This is a genomic window from Micromonospora mangrovicola, assembly GCF_047200535.1.
Classification (GTDB): domain Bacteria; phylum Actinomycetota; class Actinomycetes; order Mycobacteriales; family Micromonosporaceae; genus Micromonospora.
Genome location: NZ_JBJZOG010000013.1, coordinates 83,037 through 103,841, shown reverse-complemented (window position 1 = coordinate 103,841; position 20,805 = coordinate 83,037). Strand labels below are relative to the sequence as shown.

The 20,805-nt window shown below is 73.3% G+C and carries 20 protein-coding genes and 1 riboswitch; of the genes, 12 read left to right on the top strand and 8 right to left on the bottom strand.

Going from position 1 to position 20,805, the window contains the following annotated elements; genetic code table 11:
- The 3 genes from ACL02O_RS08465 to ACL02O_RS08455 all read right to left on the bottom strand — a co-directional run.
- Positions 1–1,341, bottom strand: a 1,341-nt coding sequence (locus tag ACL02O_RS08465; protein ID WP_412817426.1) for a DEAD/DEAH box helicase, incomplete at its 3' end; no start/stop codon positions are given.
- A gap of 230 nt (positions 1,342–1,571) precedes the next feature.
- A complete protein-coding gene (locus tag ACL02O_RS08460; protein ID WP_412817419.1) occupies positions 1,572–3,365 on the bottom strand; it encodes a hypothetical protein in 1,794 nt (597 codons plus the stop codon).
- A gap of 115 nt (positions 3,366–3,480) precedes the next feature.
- The gene (locus ACL02O_RS08455; protein ID WP_412817418.1) at positions 3,481–5,013 is read right to left on the bottom strand and encodes a C40 family peptidase; all 1,533 of its coding nucleotides are present in this window, start codon (positions 5,011–5,013) and stop codon (positions 3,481–3,483) included.
- 241 nt (positions 5,014–5,254) lie between these two features.
- Here ACL02O_RS08455 and mqnE point away from each other — a divergent pair, with 241 nt between their 5' ends.
- The 4 genes from mqnE to ACL02O_RS08435 all read left to right on the top strand — a co-directional run bounded on the left by mqnE (position 5,255) and on the right by ACL02O_RS08435 (position 7,782).
- Entirely contained in the window at positions 5,255–6,424 is a 1,170-nt protein-coding gene (gene mqnE / locus ACL02O_RS08450; RefSeq protein WP_412817417.1) for an aminofutalosine synthase MqnE, read from the top strand.
- A 10-nt stretch (positions 6,425–6,434) separates the two neighbouring features.
- Positions 6,435–6,863, top strand: coding sequence for a hypothetical protein (locus ACL02O_RS08445; protein WP_412817416.1), 429 nt, complete (start codon positions 6,435–6,437; stop codon positions 6,861–6,863).
- Between the two features lie 88 nt (positions 6,864–6,951).
- Positions 6,952–7,248 (top strand): DUF4229 domain-containing protein, encoded by a 297-nt coding sequence (locus ACL02O_RS08440; RefSeq protein WP_412817415.1) that lies wholly within the window; start codon positions 6,952–6,954, stop codon positions 7,246–7,248.
- 54 nt (positions 7,249–7,302) lie between these two features.
- A complete protein-coding gene (locus ACL02O_RS08435; RefSeq protein ID WP_412817414.1) occupies positions 7,303–7,782 on the top strand; it encodes a hypothetical protein in 480 nt (159 codons plus the stop codon).
- A gap of 60 nt (positions 7,783–7,842) precedes the next feature.
- Here the strand turns inward: ACL02O_RS08435 and ACL02O_RS08430 are convergent, their stop codons facing one another.
- Both ACL02O_RS08430 and ACL02O_RS08425 read right to left on the bottom strand, forming a co-directional pair.
- A complete protein-coding gene (locus ACL02O_RS08430; protein ID WP_412817413.1) occupies positions 7,843–9,180 on the bottom strand; it encodes a C39 family peptidase in 1,338 nt (445 codons plus the stop codon).
- Positions 9,181–9,209: 29 nt separating this feature from the next.
- Entirely contained in the window at positions 9,210–10,544 is a 1,335-nt protein-coding gene (locus tag ACL02O_RS08425) for a peptidase C39 family protein (protein ID WP_412817412.1), read from the bottom strand.
- Positions 10,545–10,749: 205 nt separating this feature from the next.
- Between ACL02O_RS08425 and ACL02O_RS08420 the strand changes: the two genes are divergently transcribed.
- The 4 genes from ACL02O_RS08420 to ACL02O_RS08405 all read left to right on the top strand — a co-directional run bounded on the left by ACL02O_RS08420 (position 10,750) and on the right by ACL02O_RS08405 (position 15,805).
- Positions 10,750–12,609, top strand: a complete 1,860-nt coding sequence (locus ACL02O_RS08420; protein WP_412817411.1) for a M14 family metallopeptidase — start codon at positions 10,750–10,752, stop codon at positions 12,607–12,609.
- Between the two features lie 105 nt (positions 12,610–12,714).
- Positions 12,715–12,802: riboswitch (cobalamin riboswitch) on the top strand.
- A 113-nt stretch (positions 12,803–12,915) separates the two neighbouring features.
- On the top strand, positions 12,916–13,857 hold the full coding sequence (locus ACL02O_RS08415) for an ABC transporter substrate-binding protein (protein WP_412817410.1): 942 nt from the start codon (positions 12,916–12,918) through the stop codon (positions 13,855–13,857).
- A 71-nt stretch (positions 13,858–13,928) separates the two neighbouring features.
- Positions 13,929–15,029 carry a FecCD family ABC transporter permease gene (locus ACL02O_RS08410; RefSeq protein ID WP_412817425.1) on the top strand — a complete coding sequence of 367 codons (1,101 nt, stop codon included), beginning with the start codon at positions 13,929–13,931 and terminating at the stop codon, positions 15,027–15,029.
- Positions 15,026–15,805 (top strand): ABC transporter ATP-binding protein, encoded by a 780-nt coding sequence (locus ACL02O_RS08405; RefSeq protein ID WP_412817409.1) that lies wholly within the window; start codon positions 15,026–15,028, stop codon positions 15,803–15,805. The genes ACL02O_RS08410 and ACL02O_RS08405 overlap by 4 nt, the downstream gene beginning before the upstream one ends.
- A gap of 84 nt (positions 15,806–15,889) precedes the next feature.
- Here ACL02O_RS08405 and ACL02O_RS08400 read toward each other — a convergent pair whose 3' ends face one another.
- The 3 genes from ACL02O_RS08400 to ACL02O_RS08390 form a co-directional block, all read right to left on the bottom strand.
- Complete coding sequence (locus tag ACL02O_RS08400) at positions 15,890–16,648, bottom strand: VOC family protein (protein WP_412817408.1); 759 nt, start codon at positions 16,646–16,648, stop codon at positions 15,890–15,892.
- Positions 16,649–16,741: 93 nt separating this feature from the next.
- Entirely contained in the window at positions 16,742–17,479 is a 738-nt protein-coding gene (locus ACL02O_RS08395) for an ABC transporter permease (RefSeq protein ID WP_412817407.1), read from the bottom strand.
- A gap of 11 nt (positions 17,480–17,490) precedes the next feature.
- The gene (locus ACL02O_RS08390) at positions 17,491–18,378 is read right to left on the bottom strand and encodes an ABC transporter ATP-binding protein (protein WP_412817406.1); all 888 of its coding nucleotides are present in this window, start codon (positions 18,376–18,378) and stop codon (positions 17,491–17,493) included.
- Between the two features lie 174 nt (positions 18,379–18,552).
- On the opposite strand from ACL02O_RS08390, the gene ACL02O_RS08385 reads away from it, so the two are divergent.
- The 4 genes from ACL02O_RS08385 to ACL02O_RS08370 are packed head-to-tail and all read left to right on the top strand — an operon-like array spanning position 18,553 to position 20,804.
- Entirely contained in the window at positions 18,553–18,873 is a 321-nt protein-coding gene (locus ACL02O_RS08385) for a hypothetical protein (protein ID WP_412817405.1), read from the top strand.
- A gap of 37 nt (positions 18,874–18,910) precedes the next feature.
- Positions 18,911–19,837, top strand: a complete 927-nt coding sequence (locus ACL02O_RS08380) for a WXG100 family type VII secretion target (RefSeq protein WP_412817404.1) — start codon at positions 18,911–18,913, stop codon at positions 19,835–19,837.
- Between the two features lie 9 nt (positions 19,838–19,846).
- Entirely contained in the window at positions 19,847–20,200 is a 354-nt protein-coding gene (locus tag ACL02O_RS08375) for a YbaB/EbfC family nucleoid-associated protein (RefSeq protein ID WP_412817403.1), read from the top strand.
- Positions 20,201–20,204: 4 nt separating this feature from the next.
- Positions 20,205–20,804, top strand: coding sequence for a hypothetical protein (locus ACL02O_RS08370; RefSeq protein ID WP_412817402.1), 600 nt, complete (start codon positions 20,205–20,207; stop codon positions 20,802–20,804).
- The last annotated feature ends 1 nt before the right edge of the window (position 20,805 follow it).

The following is a 20,805-nucleotide window of genomic DNA, read 5'->3' as shown; positions in this document are numbered from 1 at the left end:
CCCGCCTCGGTCTGCGGCGGGACGGTCGCCGTAGCGGCGCTCGCCGCGCCCCTCACGGTCACCGGAACGGCGTCCGTCGCGGTCACCGAAGCGGCGGGCGCCGGACGGGCGCTCGCGGCGCGGCTCGGGCTCGTCGCGGACCGGTACCCCGCTGGGCTCGCGCGCACCGGTCAGCTCGCTCAGTGCCGGGTCGCCCGCCCGGACCCGGGTCTGGGCCGGCTCGACGCCCGCCTTCTCCAGCATGGCCAGGGTGGTCCGGCGCTGCTTCGGCAGCACCAGGGTCGCCACCGCGCCCGACTCCCCGGCCCGGGCGGTCCGCCCCGCCCGGTGCAGGTAGTCCTTCGGGTCCTTCGGCGGGTCGACGTGCAGCACCAGCGACACCCCGTCGACGTGAATGCCCCGGGCCGCCACGTCGGTGGCGACCAGCACGTTCATCCGTCCCTCGCGGAACTCGGCCAGGGTCCGGGTACGCATCCGCTGGGTCTTGCCGCCGTGCAGGCCGCCGGCGCGTACGCCCACCGCGGCGAGCTGCTCGACCAGCCGGTCCACGCCGAGCTGGGTACGGGCGAAGAGCATGGTGCGGCCGTCCCGGGCCGCGATGGCGGCCGCCACCGCGAACTTGTCGTGCGGCGGGATCAGCAGCATGTGGTGGTCCATGGTGGACACGGCGGCGGTCGGCGGTGCCGTGGAGTGCGTCACCGGGTCGGTCATGAACCGCTTGACCAGCGTGTCCACGTCGTTGTCCAGGGTGGCCGAGAAGAGCAGCCGCTGGGTGTCCGCCGGGGTCTTGGCGAGCAGTTCGCTGACCTCGGGCAGGAAGCCCATGTCGGCCATCTGGTCGGCCTCGTCCAGCACGGTGATCTCGACGTCGTCCAGCTTGCAGACGCCACGCTCGATCAGGTCGCCGAGCCGGCCCGGGGTGGCCACGACGATCTCCACCCCGCGACGCAGCGCGTCGATCTGCCGGTCGTACGGGACGCCGCCGACGGCGGTCTTGAGGAAGATGCCCACCGCCTTGCCGAGCGGCATCAGCGCGTCGTTGACCTGCATGGCCAGCTCGCGGGTCGGCACCAGGACCAGGGCGCGCGGGTGCAGCGGCCGCGCCCGGTTGCGGTTGGCGATCCGGGCGACCACCGGCAGGCCGAAGGCCAGCGTCTTGCCGGAACCGGTCTGACCCCGGCCCAGCACGTCCCGCCCGGCGAGGGCGTCCGGCACGGTGGCCCGCTGGATCTCGAACGGGGTGGTGATGCCCTGTCGGGCCAGTGCGTCGACGAGCTGCCGGGGCAGTCCCAGCGCGGCGAAGTCGGGGGTGTCGGTGGCCGGGACCTCGGGCGTGGAAATCTCGTCGGCGGAGGGGAACGTGCCAGGGGCAGCGAAGGTGGTCAAGAAATGCCTTTCGAGCGGGGCGCATCTTCGCGATGGCCCGCCGCAGCGCCGTACGCCGCCGATTCGCCCGCAAGATCGCCCATGGGCGCGCGATCGGCGCGCCGGGTCAGTGATCCCCACAAGTGTACGGCGGCGCGGTGGGCCCGCCACCGCGTCGCGAACCCGTAGTGGGCGGGCTCACCCCGTCACTTGCCCGTCAGGCCGCCCAGGGCGTCGTTCGCCAGGAACACCACCAGCAGGCTGATCGCGATCAGCAGGCCGAGCGCGGCGGCCAGCACGATCACGACCCGGGTGTTGCTGGACCGGGTCGACGGGGCGTCCTCGGCCCAGCCCTGGGCGAGGATGTGCCCGGTCAGCGAGCCGGAATTATCCAGGTGGTTGCTGTGCGGGAGCGAGACCGTCGCGAAGCCCGGCCCGTCGGTGCCGCCGTACGCCGTCCCGGCCAGGTCGGGACCGCCCTGGTAGGCCGGCCGGCTGACCGGCGCCCCGGCGGGGTACGGGCCGGCGCCCGAGGTGGGGTTGGTGGACGGTGGCCAGCTGGGCAGCGCCGGCGCCGGCACCACGGGCGGGGCGGAGACGGGCGCGGGCGGCACCGGCGGGGCGGAGACGGGCGCGCCGGCCCGGGCCGCCGGAGCGGACGGCCCCGGTGCCGCGCCGGGGGCGGTCGAGGACCACGGCGGGGACGCGGGCCCGGAGGACTGCGCCGTCCCGGCGGCAGGCGTCGGGAACGTCGTCCCGGCCGGCGGCGCAGAGAAAGGCTGGGCGGCCGGCTCGGCCGTGACCGGGGGGAACGGGCGCCCGGCCGGAGGCGCGGAAACCGGCCCGCCCGCCGGGGTGGCCATGGCGGGCGGTGGCGGGAACGGCGGAGCCGGCATCGGTCCGGGCGGCGGCGGGGGCGGGGGCACCGGCGGCCCGGGCGGCGGTACCGGCGGCCCGGGTACCGGCGGGACGGGCCCGGGTGGGGTCGGCCCGGGCGGCGGCGTGGGGACCGGCGGAACCGGGCCGGGCGGCGGGGCGGGAACCGGCGGCGTCGGGCGGATCGGGGGCTCCGGTTCCGGCTCCGGCACCGGGGGTGCCGGCGACGGCGGGGTCGGACCCGGCACGGGCGTCGGTGCCGGCTCGGGTTCCGGCCCGGGCGGGGTCGGAGGCTGCGCGGGCTCCGGCGGCTGGACCGGCTCGGGCGGCTCCGGGTTCACCGGTCCGGCCCGGTAGACCCGCGCGGCGCCGGCCTTCCCCACCCGCGCGGCGGCGACCTCGTCCGCCGAGACCCGGCTCAGCCCCGGCACGGCGGCGCTGGCCCGGGCCTGCCCTGCCGGGCCCTGCGGTACCGGGGCAGGGTCTTCGGCGGCGGGGGTGGGCACCCGGGCGGAGCCCGAGACCCGGGGGGCGGGTGGCGTGCTGACCGGAGTGGCCGCCGAGGGGGACGGCAGAGGGTCGGCGCCGTCGGCCGGGGACCCGGCCCCGACGGCCGAGGCCGGGAGGCCGGCGTCCGCTGCGGCGACCCGGGAATCGGTGCCGACCTCTGCGGCCGGCGAGTCGGCGGCCACGACGGCGGCCGGGGAGCCGGCGTCGACGTCGGCGGCCGGGGAGGCAGCTGCGGCATCAGCCAGCGCGGCATCATCAGCCGCCTCGGACCGTGCGCCGACCGGCTCGGCCGGGGCCTTCGGCGCGGCGGCGCGCTCGCCGGCGGCGAAGGCGGACCACGTCGAGGGCGTGACCGAGGCACCGGGCTGGCGGCGTTGCAGTGGGGCGGCGGGCTCCGGCCGGGCACCCGCCCGGTACGTGGTGGCGGTGGCCGTTGTGCCCGGCCCGTCCGAGGTCGGCGGGGGTACGGCCGTGCCGGCGACGCTGACCCGGGCCCGGGCCACCACGGCGGACTCCTGCCCGCGCTCGTCGGAGCCCGGCTCGGCCGGCCGGTCGGTGCGGTCGGGCGCGGATCCGGGGTGGACCGTCTCCGCCGGAACCTCTCGCTCGCCCATGCCTCGCCCCTCCACGGCCACGCTCGCCCCCGGACCGTCGCGTCGGTCGCGGGAGTGCCTGGATCTCACCGTGCCATATTCCGGCCCGGCCGCACAGCCGGAGTGGACGGTTGGGTCAGCTACCGCTGCTCGGAGTGGACGAGGCGGTGTCCGCCGTGCTGCTGGTCGGTTCGGCGGAGCTGCTGGTCGGTTCGGCGGAGCTGCTGGTCGGTTCGGCGGAGCCGGTGGAGCTGTTCGTCGGGCTCGGACTGCTGCTCGTCGTACCGGTCGGCGACGGGGACGGGGAGTCCGACGGGCTGGGCGACGGCGAGGTGCTCGGCGACGGCGAGTGCGACGGGCTCGGGCTCGGGCTCGACGGGGTCGGCTCTGGCGACGGCGTGTTCGTCGGCTTCGGCGTCTTCGACGGGCTCGGCGTGGGCGTCGGGGCGGGGGTCGCCGGGGCGGGCACCGCGCCGACGACCCGGGTGGCGGCGTGGAGCCGGCTCCACCGGACCACCGAGATCTTGACGACGTCCCCGGTCCGCGGTGCCTCGACCATCTTGCCGTTGCCGATGTACATGGCGACGTGGTGGATGCTCGTCCAGCTGCTGTTGGAGGCGAAGAAGAGCAGGTCGCCGGGGAGCAGCGCGTTCGGGTCGACGGTCCGGGACCGGGTCGCGTAGTACTGGTCGCGGGAGACCCGGGGCAGGCCGTGGTAGCCGGCCGCCTGGTAGGAGGCGAGCACCAGGCCGGAGCAGTCGAAGCGGTCCGGCCCCTCGGCCGCCCAGAGGTACGGGTCGCCGAGCTGGGCGAGGGCGTAGCGCACCGCGGCCAGCGCCATCGGGTGGGCGGACATCCCGCTGACGCTCTGGTTGACCACGTACGAGTTGCCGAGCTGCTGCTCGGCGGCGTCCTCGACCCGCTCGATCTCGAGCAGCTGCGCGGCGTTGTCCTTGCGGAGCTTGAGCAGGACGGCTTCCTGCCGGTGCAGGTCCGCCTCGGCCTTGTCGTACGCGGCGACCTTGTCGGTGACGCGTCGCTGGGTCGCGTCGTACGCTTCCCGGGCCATCCGCTCCGCGGCGGTGGCCCGGGCGACCTCGCCGTCCACCGCGGTGGTCGCCCCTTGTGCCTTGTCGCCGCGGGTGATCCGCTGAAGCGCATCGAGCTGGCGCAGGTCAGAGCCGAACTGGCCGGGCGGCAGGGCGGCGTCGGCCTTGACCGCGTCGGCGGCGGCGTTCTTCGCCTTCTCCTGAGCCTGTGCGAGCGCGTCCGTGGCTTGCTGGAGCGCGGCGGTGTCGAGGGTGAGCTGCGCCTGTGCGGCGTCGCGCTCGCCCTGCAGCCCTTGCAGCGTCTCGCCGAGCTGGGCGACCAGCGCGTCGGCCTGGTTGATCTGGGCGATCAGCGGGCCGTCGGCCGGGTTGCTGACGCCGGGGGTGGTGCCGGGCCCGGCCGGGGTCTGCCCGGTCAGGCCGGGAATCTGCAGGCTGACCTGGGGCGGTCGGCTCCCGGTGTCCGGAACGGCGTCGGGCAGCGGGTCGGCCCAGGAAGGGGTGGCGATCGCGGCGGCGGCCACGACACCGAGCAGGGCGGACCAGAGCTTCGGACGCAACACCGGCGAGATCACCGGGGCCCCGCGTCGCTGCCGTCGGCCTCGCCTGCTGTCGACCATTCCGCTCCCCGTCCGGTCTGGTGCCCTCCGCGCTCGATGGGCGCGGCGATCCGGGACGATACCGGTGTGTGTTCCGCCCCACCATGTCTTACCTCACGGACGCAGGGATGTCGATGTGCGGAGGGTGACGGTGGCCCGGTCGTCCGGTGAAGTAGGTCGCTGCGGATGACCGGGCCACCGGTCGGTCGGGGCAGCGACGTACGCTCGACCGGGACTGCAGGTGGAAGGGACGTGGCTTTCGATGGACGCCGGACTCAAGCGCGAGCTCGAGGCGAAGGTCTACGCGGGGGAGCGGCTGACCCGCGAGGACGGGATCGCCCTCTATGAGAGCGACGACCTCGCCTGGCTGGGGCGGCTGGCCCACCACAAGCGCACCGACCTGAGCGGCGACCGGGTGATGTTCAACGTCAACCGGCACCTCAACCTGACCAACGTCTGCTCCGCCTCCTGCGCGTACTGCTCCTTCCAGCGCAAGCCGGGCGAGAAGGACGCCTATACGATGCGTATCGACGAGGCGGTCCGCAAGGCCAAGGAGATGGAGGACGAGCAGCTCACCGAGCTGCACATCGTCAACGGCCTGCACCCGACCCTGCCCTGGCGCTACTACCCGAAGGTGCTGCGCGAGCTGAAGGCCGCGCTGCCGAGGGTCAACCTCAAGGCGTTCACCGCGACCGAGGTGCAGTGGTTCGAGAAGATCAGCGGGCTGAGCGCCGACGAGATCCTGGACGAGCTGATGGACGCCGGCCTGGAGTCGTTGACCGGCGGTGGCGCGGAGATCTTCGACTGGGAGGTCCGGCAGCACATCGTCGACCACGCCTGCCACTGGGAGGACTGGTCCCGGATCCACCGGCTGGCCCACTCGAAGGGCATGAAGACCCCGTCGACCATGCTCTACGGGCACATCGAGGAGCCCCGGCACCGGGTCGACCACGTGCTGCGGCTGCGCGAGCTGCAGGACGAGACGGGCGGCTTCCAGGTCTTCATCCCGCTGCGCTACCAGCACGACTTCGTGGACTCGGCCGACGGCAAGATCCGTAACCGGATCCAGGCCCGGACCACGATGGCCTCGCCGGCCGAGTCGCTGAAGACCTTCGCCGTCTCCCGGCTGCTCTTCGACAACGTGCCGCACGTAAAGTGCTTCTGGGTGATGCACGGTCTCTCGGTGGCCCAGCTGTCGTTGAACTTCGGTGTGGACGACCTGGACGGCTCCGTCGTCGAATACAAGATCACCCACGATGCCGACTCGTACGGCACGCCGAACACCATGCACCGCGACGACCTGCTGCACCTGATCTGGGACGCCGGCTTCCGCCCGGTCGAGCGGAACACCCGCTACGAGATCGTCCGCGAGTACGACGGGGCCCCGTCCCCGGCCGAGCGCCGTGCCGAGCCGCAGCAGGTCTGGGCCTGACCGGGCACCGATGAGCACCGAGGAGCAGCAGCGCAGCTTCCCCCGGCGGGACGCCGAGGGGCGCATCCTCACCCTGGGCGATCTGCTCGGGGTGAGCCTCGCCGGCCTGGTGATCGGGGTGCTGGCGCTGGTGCTGTTCGAGTGGGCGTTCGCCACCATGGGCGCGGGCGGCTTCGGGCGTACCAACGGCTGGCTGGCGGTCATCCTGCCGGTCTGGCTCTTCTGGGACGACTTCCGGGCCTGGGAGTTCGGCGCGGCCCGGGTGGTGGCGGCACTGGCCGGAATCGCGCTCGGCGTGTTCGCGGGGCTGCTGGCGGCCGGCCTGGCCGCCGGGCTGCCGCCGCTGGTCTCCGGCGCGCTGGCCGCGGCGGTCTTCACCGTGGTCTACGCGGTGGTCTGGTTTCCTGGCGTGCACTGGCTGGCCCGGCGGACGGGCTGAGCCGTGACGGAGAACGGAGTGCGAGAAGCGTGAGCGCGAGGAGTGAGCCGGGTCTGCGAGCCCCGCAGTCGCGAACCGAGGAGCGGCAGTGAGCGCGGCGGTCAAGTACACGCTGGGCCGGATCGGGCTGTTCGTCGGCGTGCTGGCGGCCCTCTGGTTCGTCGAGATGAACATGTTCCTGCGGCTGATGCTGGCGCTGGTCTTCTCCGCCGCGCTGTCGTTCTTCCTGCTCCGCGGCTGGCGGGACGAGATGGCCGGCGAGATGGCCGAGGCGTCGGAGCGGCGCCGGGCGGAGAAGGACCGGCTGCGCTCCGCGCTGGCCGGCGACGACCGGGCCGCCGACGACCGGCCCGCCGAGGACGGGACCGGCGACCAGCGGAGCTGACCCGGGCGGTCGCGGGGCAGCGGCGTGGGCCGGATCCCACTAGGGTCGCTCCCCGTGATGGACCGGATCAGTAGTTGGCGGATGAAGTTCTTCCTCTGGGTCGGGCTGCCGGTGATCGCCGTGCTGGGCCTGGCCATCGCCGCGCCGGACGTCGCTCCGGCGTGGCGGGCGAAGTCGGGTTCGGGTACGGCCGGCACCTTCACCGCCGTCCGTGAGGAGTGCGGGCGGCGCAGCTGCACCTGGCACGGCGACTTCGTCCCGGCCGGCGGCGGTGCCGCGCGGAACGACGTCGTCCTCTACGACGCGCCGGACGGGCTGACCAGCGGCGGCACCGCGGCGGCCCGGGACACCGGTGCCGGCAAGGGCGTCTACTCCACCGCCGGTGGCAACACCTGGCTGCTGGTCACCGGTTTCGCCGCGGTCGGCGTGCTCGCCGCGGTCGGCTGGGTGGTGCTGATCGTCCGGACGGTCCTCGGCCGGCGCCGGAACGTCGCCACGGTCGACCGGCTCGCCGGTACGCCGAACCAGGGCTGAGTCGACCCGGTCGCGGTAGCCGGGCCCGGCACGTCCTCCGAGCGTGCCGGGCCCGTCCGGTCACCAGTTGGTGGAGCCCGGCACCACCGGCCAGGGCCGGTCCGCCGGCTTGATCAGGTACGCGATGCCACCCGATCCGCCGGCCACCGTGCCGTTCGCCCGGTGCCGCTTGGTCCGCAGCCAGATCTGCTCGAACTGTTCCCGCTTGTAGACGTTGCGCACCGCGGCGTCCGAGGACGATGCCGGGTCGTTGACGATCACATCACCGTCGGCGGTGAAGCCGACGATCACGAACAGGTGCCCGGAGGTGCCGTAGTTCGCCCCGTCCAGCTCGCTGGCGAGGAAGGACTGCGAGGTGACCACCGGGATGCCGGCCTTGATGAAGCGTTCCACCTCGTCCAGTGAGTGCAGCCGGGTGACCCGGGCGTCCATGCCGGGGAAGCTGGCGGCGTACGCGGTGTTGAACGGCCAGTTGCCCGCGCCCTCGTACTCGTAGTCGTAGGTCATCCGGGCGGCGTGGTCGACGCTGGGGTCGGCGTAGCTCGGGTCGACCCAGGCGGTGTCCTCCGCCGAGGGTCCCCGACCCCAGTACTCCACCACCATCTCCGTGGAGGTGGGCGAGCACCAGGCCTCACCACCGTTGTCGTACTCCGGGTACTCGCCGCGGTGGATGTTCTGGGAGTAGCGCGGCACGGGCAGTTCGGTGCCCCAGGCGATGCCGCCCTTGCTCGGGGTGACGGTGAACCGGTCCGGCACGTTCGAACTCATCGCGCCGAGCATCCAGACCCGGGGCGAGGCGGCCTGCCCGGGCGCCCGGTAGAGGGTCAGCCGGAGCTGGTACGACCGCAGCAGCACGCCGGCCCCGGCGTCGTCGATGGAGAAGGTGTCGGTCCAGATGGTCGACCAGGGGTCGCCCTGACCGTCCAGGGTGGCCCGCTTGACGTCCTGGTCGCCGGAGGCCCAGCGACCCATCACGTACCACGGGGTCTGCGCCCCGGTGTTGTACGTGCCGTGCAGCTGGACCTGGAGCCAGGTGCCGGGCGGGGTCTCGGCGTTCCACGACGCCACCAGTTCGGTGGCGTCGAAGCCGATCTGCCGTTCGGGGGAGGTCCAGGTGGCGTACTCCCAGCTGCGGGTGGTGCCGGTGTGCTCGTCGGTGAACTCGGTGGTGCCCGCCGGCTCGCCCATGGTGACGCCGGTGCGGTACCCCGGGATGGCGTACGTGCCCTGGTGGGTGCCGCCCCGCCAGTCGGGATACTTCGCCCAGTCCTGGAAGGTGATCTGCTCGTCGTGGGCCACGGGCAGGTTGTTGTCGGCGTGGGCCGGGGCCGTCACGCCGAGCAGGCTGAGCGCGGCGACGCCGGCGACGGCGACCGCGCGTAGGGCTGGTCTGACCATGTGAACTCCGCAGGGTGTGAAGGGATGGATCACCAGTTGGTGGAGCCGGCCACGGACGGCCAGGCCACCGTGGCCGGTTTGATCAGGTAGGCGATGCCGCCGGAGCCGCTGCCCGTGCCGCCGCTGGCGGTGACCCGCCGGGTGCGCAGCCAGATCTGCTCGAACTGGTCGCGCCGGTAGACGTGTCGGACGGCGGCGTCGTCGGGCGAAGCCGGATCGTTGGCGACGACGTCGCCGGTGGCGGTGAAGCCGACCACCACCATCAGGTGCCCGGCGGTGCCGTAGCCCGCCCCGTCCAGCTCGCTGGCGAGGAAGGACTGGCTGGTCACCACGGGGATACCGGCGGCGATGAAGTGCTCCAGTTCGTCCAGGGAGTGCAGCCGGGTCACCTTTGCCTCCAGGCCCGGGAAGGTGGCGGCGTACGCGGTGTTGAACGGCCAGTTGCCGGTGCCCTGGTACTGGTAGTCGTAGGTCATCCGGGCGGCGTGGTCGACCGTCGGGTCGGCGTAGCCGGGGTCCACCCAGGACGTCTCGGCCAGGGACGGCTTCCGGCCCCAGTACTCGACCACCATCTCGGTGGAGGTCGGGGAGCACCACGCCTCGCCGCCGCCGTCGTACTCCGGGTACTGCCCGGCGTGGATCTCCTGGGAGTAGCGCGGCACGGTCAGCTCGGTGCCCCAGGCGATGTGCCCGGCGCTCGGTGCGACGGTGAACCGGTTCGGGACGGCGGAGCTCATCGCGCCGACCGAGCGGAGCACCGGCGAAACGGTCGACGCCGGGTCGCGGTAGAGGGTCACCCTGAGCTGGTACGCCCGCAGCAGCACCCCGGCGCTCGGGTCGTTCACGGCGAAGGTGTCGGTCCAGACGCTGGAGGTCTTGTCGCCCTGCTTGTCGACGCTGGTCCGGCGGATGTCGCCGTCGCCGGACGCCCAGCGGCCCAGCACGTACCAGGGGGTGAGCGTTCCGGTGGTGTAGGTGCCCTGGAGTTCCACCTGGAGCCAGGTGCCGGCCGGGGTGTCCGCGTTCCACGAGGCGACCAGCTCGGTGGCGTCGAAGCCGACCTCGGTGAGCGGCGAGGTCCACGTGCCGTACGCCCAGGTGCGCCGGGCCTTGCTGTGCGGGTCCTTGTAGACGGTGGTGCCGATCGGGGTGGTGAGGGTGAGGCCGGCCGCGGTGGCCGTGGTGCCGGCGGCGGTGCCGGCCGACCAGCCGGTGCCGGACCAGCCCTGCCAGGTGATCTGCTCGTCGTGGGCGACGGTGGCGGTCCCGCCGGCCGGACTGCCGGTGGCGGGAGCCGTGGTGCCGAGGAGGGCGAGCGCGGTGACGCCGGCGGCGGCGATCGCGCGCAGGGTTGTCAGGGCCATGGCAGCTCCACAGGTGTTCGACATCGTTGCCGTTCACTGTCGCTCCTGGAGAGAAGTTTCGCCAGAGGTCAATGCATGGAAAATCATTGCCGGGGTGAGGATCCGGCCGGGATGAGCCTTCGCAATGACGCATATTGATATGACCATGTAACTCCTGGTGAAGTGTGCGCACAGCGGGATCTCCCGTACCCCGAGGAGGTTGTCTATGGCCTTCCGCACGCCCCGGCTCCGCCGCCGGCTGGCGCTCGCCGCCGCCGCCGGCCTGGCCCTCGTCACCGTCGTCACCGGTCCGGCCTCCGCACGGCCGGCCCCCGAGCCCGAGCCGGCCGCCACCGCGTACCGGGTGGTCGGCCCGCGCACCCAAGCCGACCGGAGCGCCGTCGCGCGCACCGGCGCGGCCATCGACTACGTCGAAGACGGCCGGCTCTACGTCTCGGCCACCCGGGCCGAGGCGGCGGCCATCGCTCGCCTCGGCTTCCGGCTGGAACGCGAGACCACGCCCACCCCGTCGGGTGAGGTCGGCGCCTACGCCTTCCCGCCCGCCGACTCCAACTACCACGACTACGCAGAGTTGACCGCTGTCGTGAACCAGGTCGTCGCCGACCACCCCGCCATCGCGAGGAAGAGCAGCATCGGCACCTCCTACGAGGGCCGGGACCTGATGGCGGTGAAGATCTCCGACAACGTCGGCACCGACGAGAACGAGCCGGAGATCCTCTTCAACGCCCAGCAGCACGCGCGCGAGCACCTGACCGTCGAGATGGCGATCTACCTGCTCAACCTGTTCACCGACGGCTACGGCACCGACCCCCGGATCACCAGCATCGTCAACTCGCGGGAGATCTGGATCGTCCCCACCGTCAACCCGGACGGCAGCGAGTACGACATCGCCACCGGCTCGTACCGGTCGTGGCGGAAGAACCGGCAGCCCAACAGCGGCTCCTCGTACGTGGGCACCGACCTGAACCGGAACTGGTCCTACCAGTGGGGCTGCTGCGGCGGCTCGTCTGGCTCCACCTCGTCGGAGACCTACCGCGGCCCGTCCGCCTTCTCCGCCCCGGAGACGGCCGCGCTGCGCAACTTCGTCAACAGCCGGGTGATCGGCGGGGTCCAGCAGATCAAGGCCAACATCGACTTCCACACCTACTCCGAGCTGGTGCTCTGGCCCTTCGGCTACACCACCTCGAACACCCCGGGCGGGATGAGCGCCGACCAGTACAACACCTTCGCCACCATCGGCCGGCAGATGGCGTCGACCAACGGCTACACCCCGGAGCAGTCCAGCGACCTCTACATCGCCGACGGCACCAGCATCGACTGGATGTGGGGCACGCACGGCATCTGGGCGTACACCTTCGAGATGTACCCGGGCTCGTCGAGCGGGGGTGGCTTCTACCCGCCCGACGAGGTGATCCCCGCGCAGACCTCGCGGAACAGGGAGGCCGTTCTGTTGCTGTCCGAGTACGCCGACTGCCCGTACCGGGCGATCGGCAAGCAGTCGCAGTACTGCGGCGGCGGGGGCGGCGGCACCACGGTCTGGTCCGACACCTTCGAGACGGCCACCGGCTGGACCACCGACCCGGCCGGCACGGACACCGCCACCACCGGGGCCTGGGAACGTGGCGCCGCCCAGCCGACCAGCTCCTCCGGGGCCAAGCAGCTCACCCCGTACGCCGGCAGCTACGACCTGGTGACGGGCGCGGCGGCCGGCTCGGGCGCCGGGTCGTACGACATCGACGGCGGGGTCACCAGCGCCCGGTCGCCGGCCGTGGCGCTGCCGTCGAGCGGCACGTTGACCCTCTCCCTGGCCTGGTACCTGGCGCACGGCTCGAACTCGTCGTCGGCCGACTACTTCCGGGTCAGCGTGATCCACAACGGCGGTACCACCACCCTGCTCAACCAGGCCGGCGCGGCCACCGACCGGGACGGCGCCTGGTCAATGTCGAACCTCGACCTCACCCCGTACGCCGGGCAGTCCGTGCGGATCCAGGTCGAGGCGGCGGACGCCGCCGGGGCCAGCCTGGTCGAGGCGGCCGTGGACAACGTCACCATCACCGGTTCGTGATCCCCGGGTGGGTCCCGAGCCACCCCCGGGGCCCCACCCACCCCTCCCGTCCGGACGATCTCCGCTGGTCGTGCGCTACCGTGCTACCGACCAACCCGCAGCGAAGCCGGTGCGAAACCGGCGCTGTCCCGCAACTGTGATGCCCCGCACGGCGTCGGCCACCGGCCGCCGCCGGGAACGGGGACGAGCCAGGTCGCCTGCGGTCGGTCGCGACACGCGCTCTCGAGGAAGGGCGCCTCGCGGACGGGCCGCCTCCGGCGCTCCCTGTCGGCGAAGCACCACACTCCTCGACCGACAGGAGGACCGATGTCCAGACGTACCCCCCGGCTCTTCGCCGCCGCCCTCGCGGTCGGCGCGCTGCTCCTCGGCGGCTGCGCCGAGAAGACCTCGACCGACACCACCCCCGCCGCCGGCAGCAGCTCGGCGTCCGCCAGCTTCCCGGTCACGGTCGGCAGGCTGACCCTGGAGCAGCGCCCGGAGAAGATCGTCTCGCTCTCGCCGACGGCGACCGAGATGCTCTTCGCCATCGGCGCCGGCAAGCAGGTCACCGCCGTCGACGACCAGTCGAACTACCCGGCGGAGGCGCCGAAGAGTGACCTGTCCGGCTTCCAGCCGAACGCCGAGGCGATCGCCGGCAAGAGCCCCGACCTGGTGGTGCTCGCCAACGACAGCAACAAGATCGTCAACCAGCTCACCACGCTGAAGATCCCGGTGCTGCTCTCCCCGGCCGCCGCCACCCTGGAGGACACCTACCGGGAGCTCGCCGACCTGGGCAAGCTGACCGGCCACCCGGCCGAGGCGGACGCGGTCGTCAAGAAGATGAAGGACGACATCACGGCGCTCACCAAGGACCTGCCGCAGCGGGCGAAGAAGCTCACCTACTACCACGAGCTGGGTCCGGAGCTGTACAGCGCGACCAGCAAGACCTTCATCGGCTCGGTCTACGCCCTCGCCGGCCTGGAGAACATCGCCGACCCGTCGGACGCCGACGGCAAGAACGGCGGCTACCCGCAGCTCTCCCAGGAGGTCATCGTGAAGGCGAACCCCGACTTCGTCTTCCTGGCCGACACCAAGTGCTGCGAGCAGACCCCGGACACCGTCAGGGCCCGCAGCGGCTGGGCCGGCGTCACCGCGGTGAAGAACAACCAGATCGTCGCGCTGGACGACGACATCGCCTCCCGCTGGGGTCCGCGCGTCGTCGACCTGCTCAAGGCGATCGTCGACGCCGCCGCCAAGGTTCCGGCCTGAAGCTGACCGTGCGACCAGCGGAACCCGTCGACCGGCCGGCCGGGACGCCCGAGGCGTCCCGGCCCGCCGGCGTGCCCGGCGTCCCGGCCGCGCCCGGGCGGCCGCCGGCCGGACCGGGTGCGACGGTCCGGCCGGCGGGGCTGCGCACCCGCTGGCTGCTCGCCGGCGTCGGCGCGGTGCTGGTCGCGCTGGTCGCCGGGGTGTCCCTCGGCCCGGTCAGCCTGCCGGCCGGCAGCGTCGTCACCGAACTGCTCAACCTGCTGCCCGGGGTGCACCTGGACAGCGGGCTCACCGAGCGGGAGATCGCCATCGTCACCGAGCTGCGGCTGCCCCGGGTCGTGCTCGGCCTGCTCGTCGGCGCGCTGCTCGCCCTGGCCGGCGGCTGCTACCAGGGCGTCTTCCGCAACCCGCTGGCCGACCCGTACCTGCTCGGGGTGGCGGCCGGCGCCGGGCTCGCGGTGACCGCCGTGATCGCGCTGGGCGCCGGGGCGGGCGGGGCGATCACCGGGATGCCGGTCACCATCCCGCTCGCCGCGTTCGTCGGGTCGCTCGGCGCGGTCGCCATGACATACGGGCTCGGCGCGGCCGGCGGCCGGGACCGGTCACCCGCCACGCTGATCCTGGCCGGGGTGGCGGTCTCGGCCTTCCTCGCCGCCGGACAGACGTACCTGCTGCAACGGCACTCCGACAGCATCCAGCAGGTCTACTCCTGGCTGCTCGGCCGGCTCGCCACCGCCGGCTGGCACGACGTCCGGCTGGTCCTGCCGTACTTCGTGCTCACCGCGGTGGTGGTGCTGCTGCACCGGCGCGAGCTGGACGTGCTCTCCGTCGGCGACGACGAGGCGACCAGCCTCGGCCTGCACCCGCAGCGCTCCCGCTACCTGCTGATCGCCGCCGCCTCGCTGGGCACCGCCGCCGCGGTCTCCGCGTCCGGACTGATCGGCTTCGTCGGCATCATCGTGCCGCACACCGTGCGGCTGCTCGCCGGCTCCAGCTACCGGGTGATCCTGCCGCTGTCGATGCTCTTCGGCGGGGCGTTCCTGGCGCTGACCGACGTGGTCGCGCGGACCGCCGCCGCCCCGGCCGAGATCCCGATCGGGGTGGTCACCGCGCTGCTCGGCGGCCCGTTCTTCGTCCTGGTCCTGCGCACCTCCCGCCGGGTCTTCACATGAGCGGGCCGGCGGTGGAGGTGCGGGACCTGCGGATCGAGCTGGGCGGGGCGCCGATCCTGGCCGGCGTGGACCTGACCGTCGCCGTGGGCGAGTGGGTCACCGTGATCGGTCCGAACGGCGCCGGCAAGTCGACCCTGCTGCGCGCCGTCGGCGGCCTGCTGGCCGCGCCCGGCGCGGTCTCCCTCTTCGGTACGCCGATCCAGTCGCTGCGCCGCCGCGACCGGGCCCGGGTCGTCGCCACGGTGGCGCAGTCCCCGGTGGTACCGGCCGGTATGTCGGTCCTCGACTACGTGCTGCTCGGTAGGACCCCGTACATCCCGCCGTTGGGCCGGGAGTCGGCGGCGGACCTGGCCGCGGTGCGCGAGGTGCTGGACCGGCTGGACCTGGCCGCGTTCGGCCGCCGGGAGCTGGCCACCCTGTCGGGCGGCGAGCGGCAGCGGGTCTTCCTGGCCCGGGCGCTGGCCCAGGGAGCCACCCTGCTGCTGCTCGACGAGCCGACCAGCGCACTGGACATCGGCCACCAGCAGGAGGTGCTGGAGCTGGTCGACCAGCTCCGCCGCGAGCACGGCCTGACCGTGCTGGCCACCATGCACGACCTCTCCGTCGCCGGCGAGTACGCCGACCGGATGGTGCTGCTCGCCGACGGTCGCGTCGCCGCGCTGGGTCCTCCCACGGAGGTGCTCACCGAGGATCTGCTCGCCCGGCACTATCGCGCTCACGTCCGCGTCATCCCCGGCGACCACGGCCCCCTCGTCGTTCCGGTCCGCCCCCGCTGACCCCGGCCGGGGCGGCGGGTCGCCGGGCCGGTGGGATCCGAGCCCCGGCGTCGGCGCCGCGGCGCTGCCGCCCTCGGCGCGCACTCAGCGGAGGGCGGTGACGTGGAAGAGCGCGCCCTGGGGGTCACGAAGGGTGGCGGTGCGGCCGGCGGGGTTGTCCCGGGGCGGGACGAGGATGGTGCCGCCCAGTTCGGCGGCGCGGGCCGCGGTGGCGTCGGTGTCCTCCACCGCGAAGAACACCGACCAGTACGCCGGCAGGTCCTCGGGCAGCCTCTCCAACTGCGGCATCATGCCCGCGACGATCCGGGCGCCGCAGCGCCAGCCGGTGTAGGTGACCGGCCCGGCCGGCCGCTCCTCCGGGTGCCAGCCGAAGACCAGCGCGTAGAAGTCCCTCGCCCGGTCCGGATCCGGGGTGATCAGCTCGTTCCAGCACATCGCCCCGGGCGCGTTGAACAGCTCCGCCCCGCGCATCGCCATCGGCTGCCAGACGCTGAACACCGCGCCCGCCGGGTCGGAGAGCACCGCCATCCGGCCCTGGTCGAACACGTCGAACGGGGTGACCACCACCTGACCGCCGGCCGCCTCCACCCGGGTGGCCACCAGATCCGCGTCGTCGGTCGCCACGTACGTCGACCAGATCGGCACCTGGTCCGGGTTGGCCGGTGGGCCGGCCCCGGCCACGGCGCTGCCGTCCTTGCGGAAGACGGTGTAACCACCCGCCGCCGGTTCCGGGGAGACCCGCCCGGTCCAGCCGAAGAGCTGCGGGTAGAACCGCTTCGCGTCTTCCAGTTCCGGGGTGGCCAGGTCGGCCCAGCAGGGTGTGCCGGGCTCGACGCCGCTCACGTTGACCCCTCTCGCCGGTGGGCGGCCCGGTCGGCACCCCCTGCCGGCATCGTGGCACCGCCGGCGGGCCGCCGGGCCGGAATCGGACAATCGTCAGGTGAAGCGGCGCCCCTCGTCCCGGCGGTACGCCCAGGCGGCGACCGTCGCGAGCAGCACCACCCAGACGCCCAGCATCGCCAGGGCGAGCGGGTCCGGCCGCCAGTCGGTGGCGGCCGCCCACATCAGCTCCACCGCCCCCCGGGTGGGCAGGTAGGGGGCGATCGTCCGGATGAAGCCCGGCGCGTCGTCCGGGCCGGAGAGCAGACCGCCGCCGAAGGCCAGCGGGAAGAAGATGAGCTGCGCGACCACGATCGCCGCCTTGCTCGGCATCGAGTAGCCGATGGCCAGTCCCAGCAGGGTGAACGGTACGGAGACCACCGCGACCGTCCCGAGGGCGATCAGGAAGTCCAGCGGCGTGATCTCGGCGGCGGTCGCCACCGCGGCGATCACCACCACGGGCAGCATCGACAGGTAAGTCAGGACCAGCCCGGCCAGGATCCGGCCGGCGAAGCGCGGTGCCGAACCGGCGGGCAGGGTGCGGGTGTAGGGGTTCCACGGCTGAACCCGGTCCTCGGCCACCCCGGCGCCGTACTGGAAAATGTTCGCGGTCAGCACGGAGAAGGTGACCATCGACGCGGTGGCGAAGGTGGCGCCCCGGGGGTCGTCGCCGGCGAACGGCACGACGAAGAAGATCATCGACGCGGCCGGGAAGAACGCGGCGCCGAACACCGCGACCGGGATGCGGATGATCTCCAGCAGCTGGTACTTGGCGTGGACCAGGGCGAGCGGCATCGGACGAGCTCCTAGGCGGTGACGGTCGTGGGCCGGTCGTCGGCGGTGATGGCGAGGAACGCCTCCTCCAGCGAGGTGGGCCGGACCTCCAGCTCGCGGAACGCCACCCCGGCGTGGACCAGGTCGCGGACGAGCTGGTCGGCGTCCGTGGTGAGCAGGTGGGTCCGGCCCTCGGCGTGCTCCGTGGAGACCACGCCGGGCAGCGCCGGCAGGTCGTCGGCGACCAGGCTGACCCGGCGTACGCCGACGATGCCCCGGACCGAGTCCACCGTGTCGTCGGCGAGCACCCGGCCGTGCCCGATCACCACCACCCGCTGTGCGAGCGCCTCCACCTCCTCCAGGTAGTGGCTGCTCAGCAGCACGGTGCCGCCGTCGGCGTGGAAGGTCCGGATCGCCTCCCAGAGGCTGTGCCGGGCCTCCACGTCCAGCCCGGTGGTGGGCTCGTCGAGGATCACCAGCCGGGGCCGGCCGATGAAGGCGAGGGCCACCGCGAGCCGTCGGCGTTGCCCGCCGGACAGGCCGCCGGTCTGCCGGCGTACCTGCTCGGTGAGGCCGAACCGGTCGAGCAGCTCGGCCCGGGGCACCGGGTCGGGGAAGTGCGCGGAGACGAAGTCGACCACCTCGCCGACCCGGAGCGTGGCGGGGAGGCCGGTCTCCTGCGGGGTGACCCCGAGCTGCCGCCGGCTGGCCGCGCCGCGCGGGTCGCCGCCGAACAGCTCGACCCGGCCGGCGGTCGGTCGGCGCAGCCCGACCAGCAGGTTGATCAGGGTGCTCTTGCCGGCGCCGTTCGGGCCGAGCAGGCCGACCAGCTCGCCGGCGCGGACGGTCAGGTCGACCCGGTCCAGGGCGAGCACGTCACCGTAGCGGCGGCTGACCTGGTCGGCACGGGCCAGGATCATCGGAGACTCCTTCGCGGGGTTGCGGTCCCGGCGGGAACTGCCGTCCCCTGTGTACCTTGTCGGCGCCAACCCCGCCGCCCCACGCGCAGCGGCGACGATCGCCTAGTGTGGTAGTCCCGTCGCCTCCGTCACAGGCGGGGGGCGCGACTGTCGACTGGACACCGGGGAGGGTCCGTGACGAGTCCGAACAGGAACCTGGACGTCCAGCCGGAGGCGCTGACCGCCTTCGCCGCCGCTTCCCGGACCCGGTCGACCCGGTTCCGGGAGCTGTACCGGGTCTTCAACGACGGGCACGTGCCCCGGCACGCCTTCGGCATCATGCCGGCGTCGTTCAGCCTCGCCGCCGCGTACGCCGAGCAGTTCGAGGCGTGCCTGACCGGGTTGGCGGAGGGCGCCGAGGTGATGGCCGACATCGCCGAGGGGATCAGCGACACCGCCGATGCGTACACCGGCACCGACGTGGGGACCACCGACCTGTTCACGCCGGGCGGCTGAGGGAGGACGCGATGAGCGAGCCGAGCGAGGTGGGCGCATGAGCACCGAGGCGCTGCAGCGCAACAAGACGTACTTTGAGCAGATCGTCACGGGCACCCCCGACCCGTTCAAGCCGCTCTCCCAGGCCGTGCTCTGGCCGTTCGAGCAGCTGCTGGAGCTGGTCGCGGGCGAGCCCGACGACCTTATGCGGGCCGCCCAGCTCGCGCTCTCCACCGGTGAGGCGGTCCGGCAGATCGCCGGGGACCAGATCGCCGACCGGGCCCGGCTGCGCGGCGCCTGGGACGGCGACGCGGCGGAGAAGTTCCACGCCTCGATGGAGTCCGTCGAGGAGGCCATCGAGGAGCTGGCCGGAGGGCTGGACGGCACCAAGGACGTGCTGGTCGACGCGGCGAACGCGGCGGTCGAGGCGTTCAACCTGCTGATCGAGCTGATCCTGGAGTTCCTGCTCTGGTTCCTGACCGAGGTCATCATCGCCGCGGTGGCCGCCGCGCTCAGCGCGGGCGTGACGCTGGCCGCCACGGTGGTCCGGGTGCTGGCCCGGCTGGCCACCACGGTCGGCCGGATGGTCAAGATCGTGGCCCGGTTCGCCGAGATCCTCACCAAGCTGGTCACCAAGCTGGAGAAGGTCGCCCAGCTGCTCACCAAGTACCGCAAGACCGTGATGGAGCTGCGCAAGGCCAAGAAGGCGTACCGGGCCTGGAACAAGTCCGGCTACACCAAGGAGGCGTTGCAGTTCAAGCTCAAGCGGACCGCGATCCTCTTCCCCGGCAAGTTCGCCATCAACCAGGCGTCCCCGGTGAACATTCCGGGCATCGGCGGCGCCCTGCTGGACACCGGGGTCGGCATGTACGACGTCTCCGACGGCCACAAGGACCGCAACTACCTGGTGGACGGCACGTACTCCGAGGATCTGGGCCCGTACGCCCGGGGCGTGCAGAACGTCTTCGACTCGATAATGAACTGAGAGGCAGCCATGACGTCCTTTCCCGCCCTCGACCGGATCGAGGCGCTGGCCCGCAACCTGGACGGCTGGCAGCGTGAACTCGGCGCGCGGATGGCCGAGCTGGAGCAGAGCAGCGCCGAGGGGACGAGCGACTCCGGCCTGGTCACTGTGACGGCCGCCGCCGACGGCAGGATCCTCTCCACCGAGATCAACGCCCGGGCCATGCGGTTCGACTCGTACACCCTGGCCGAGGAGTTCACCGCAGCGGCCAACCGCGCCCAGGAGGCCGCCGCCGCCCGGGTCCGCGAGATCGTCGGTGCGGTCATGGGCAACGCGCCGGCGGAGCGCCGCGCCGACGACGGCCACGGCTACGACCGATACTGAGCCGATGGACGGGACCAGGTATCTCGACCGGATCGGCCGGCTCGTCGAGCCGGGCGAGCGGGTACTGGCGCACGCGCAGGCGGAGGTGGGCGGCGGGGCCACGCCCCCGCCGCCGTCGGACGGGACCACCCCCGCCGGGCCCGGCCGGGCGACCGTCGCCTCGGTGCTGCTCAACCTGCTCGTGCCGCTGGCCACCTGGGACCGGGGCGACCGGCTGGTAGACCTGATCGGCTGGGGGATCGCCGGCCGGGGCGCTCCCGGCTCGGCCGCCTCCCGGCTGCACCGGGCGCTCAACCCGGCCCGGCCGGACGGGAAGCTGCGGCACACCCTGCTCGCCGTCACCGACCGGCGGCTGCTGGTCTGCGTCACCGGTGCGGTGAAGCTGCTGTCCAACCGGGACGACGACGAGCGGTCGCTGGCCGAGACCCGGGTCGCCTGGGCGGTGTCCCGGGCCGAGGTGGCGTCGGCGCGGGTGGGCTGGCACCGGCTCAACCCGAAGCGGCTGCGGATCGACTTCACCGACGGCTCCTGGCTCGCCTTCACCGTGCCGATCGCCGAGTCGGGTGCCCCGCTGCGCGCCGTCGCCGCCGCCCTCCCCGGCTGAA